At 67.4% G+C, this 2,350-nt stretch carries 1 pseudogene; it reads right to left on the bottom strand.

The annotated features are described in order from the left end of the window. Positions 1-2,350, bottom strand: a pseudogene (locus tag EN991_RS32575) (PAS domain-containing sensor histidine kinase); the annotation flags it as partial.

Here is a 2,350-nt window from a genome sequence, read left to right as displayed (position 1 = left end):
GTCGGTGGCGGTGTCGATAATGGTGCGCATCTCGGCGATGCGCGCCTTGAGCTCGGAAATATCCGGCTGCGTCTGCTCGTCGCCAACCACATGCAGGCTCGCCGGCGCATCATCCTCGCCGGAGCGTCGCACGACCAGCATCAGCGCCTTGCCGTCGCGCCAGGGGACAGAGCGCAAAATGGCCTCGATCGGGAATTCCTGTCCATCACGCGTCTTCAACCGCAGCGCGCGATCGGTGCCGTCGGAAACGCCGTCGTCGGCATAGGGGTCGGCAAACAACGCGCCGAGGCCGCCGGCATCCGCCAGATCGTCGAGCGCCTCGTAGCCGGTCAGGCTGAGGAATTCCTCGTTCGCATAGTGCAACTGGTCTCCGGAATGGATGAGCAGCGGCACGGGCAGCTTACCGAGCAGCGACGTGTCCGGGGCCTTGTGTTCATCTCCGGCGGAAAACGCCGACGGCACGAACCCTTCGGCCTTGAGCGGCGGAACCTGCAGGCGAGGGCGCTCGACGCGTATTTCCGCAGCGTCGCCTGCATTGACGGCCTGCGCGGCAACCGCCTGCTCGTCAGGCGATGCGGCTTCCTCGTCGGGCTGCGCCCAATCCTCGCTGTCTTCGGCATCGCGAAAATCTGCTGACGTCATGCTGTCGTCATCGAGGACATCATGTGTCGCGTCAGTGGCTTCAGGCTCTTCGCCGGGCGAAACCGCAGCGGTGTTCTCTGGTTCCGCCGCCACGGGGCCACGTTCGTCATCTTGGCCGGCATAGTCCAGCAACGAGCCCGTCACATTCATCCCAGGGGGGGCTTCACGAGCCGCTTCGTCCGGGTGACCGTCAAGCCGTGCCAGATCCTGCTCGTCTTCGGCATCGACATCGGTCTCGGATGGCTCGACCGGTTCGTTCTCTGGCCCTGACGCAGGGATGCCGCCGGTGCGCATCGGGTCGTCGGACGCCTTGACCGGAGCCTCGGTCTCCGCTGCCGACGCCTCAGCAGTCTCAGTCTCTGGTGGCTCGACCGGAGCACTCTCCTTCTTCAGCCGCTCGCCGATTTCGCGGAAGGCGCTGCGTTCCAGGGTCGAGAGGCCCTTGTCGTTGGCTGGCTGGCGATGTTCGGCGAGCCGGATCACCTTGTCGGCAAAGCGCCGCTCCTGTTTCGGCACGATGGTCAGCGCCGGCACCTCGCCCTTGAACGGATCCGATGCCTGAGCGTCCTCGGCCCTGGGCTCCTCAGCGTTCGGCTGTTCGGGCGCGGGTTGGATGACTTGCGGTTCCGGCGTTGCCGGCGCCCGGCCATTGGGCACCAGCGCCATGCCGATGGCCTCCGGATCGACGACCGCGTCGCTGGCGCGGGCAACGCCGAAGCCGCGGAAACCCTCGAAGGCGCGGCTGCGCCCATAGACAGGCAGCGCCGCCAGGTCGACGGGTATCTTCAGATCGGTGCCGACGACCGGCCACAGCACGGAGCGTCCGGACCAGGTATCGCGCCGTTCGAGGAGCCCCGATATCTCGCCCGAGGGGTCGAGGCCGAATGTGGCGGCGACATCCCTGAAGCGTCGGCCAATCACGTCGGCCGCCGGCTTGCCGACGATGTCGGCGAATTCCGGCGACAGCGCGCTGAACTTGCCTTCGGCATCGGTGCGCCAGACGAAGCGCACCGGCGCCGCTGCGCGGTCTATCGCCGAGACGGTCGTCGGCGTGGCCGCGGAGGTGGACTGGACTTCCAGGGCCGCCGGTTCTTGAGGCGCTTCAGGTCCGGACGCAGCTGGTCGCGGCGCCTGTTCCCCTCCGTCCTCGCCGGCGTTGAAGTACCAATGGTCGTGTTGCGCCGGTGTGGGCTCTGCTGCCGCCTGATCGCTGTTGGCAGCCGTCGGCGCCTGCCCGATCACGTCGGTGATCGCATGCGGCTGCGATGCGGCGACGTCCTCGGTCGGCAGTGCGGCGCCTGGTTCCTCGGTCGGCGTCTCGCCACCCTGTTCCGGCTGCGAAGCCGCATCGCCAGCTGGTGCCGCCTCGGCAATGGTTTGCGTGAGGTGTTCGCCCGCAGGGGCTGTGTCGTCGAGCTGGTCCTCGTCGATCACCACCAGCAGATGCCGCTCCTCGGTCAATCTTGCCAGCCCCGCCGGGTAGGAGGCCGTGCCGCCCGGGACAAGGCGCTTGACGATGCGGTCGCTCTCGGCTGCGACGTCGGCAACCAGTGCTGCCAGCGTCTCCGGCAGGATGCCCAGTGCCGAAAATCCTTCCGAGGCCGCCTCAACGTTGCCCCTGGCATCGACAAAGGCGATGAAATGACCATCCTCGGTGAAGCCGCTAATGGCGCGCGCGGCGATTTCGCCGGCACTGCGTGACCCTGTC

Origin of the sequence: Mesorhizobium sp. M7A.F.Ca.US.005.03.2.1 (genome assembly GCF_003997795.1) — a bacterium.
Classification (GTDB): Bacteria; Pseudomonadota; Alphaproteobacteria; order Rhizobiales; family Rhizobiaceae; genus Mesorhizobium; species Mesorhizobium ciceri.
The sequence above is the reverse complement of the archived record's forward strand: the minus strand, read 5'-3'. Positions and strand labels throughout refer to the sequence as shown.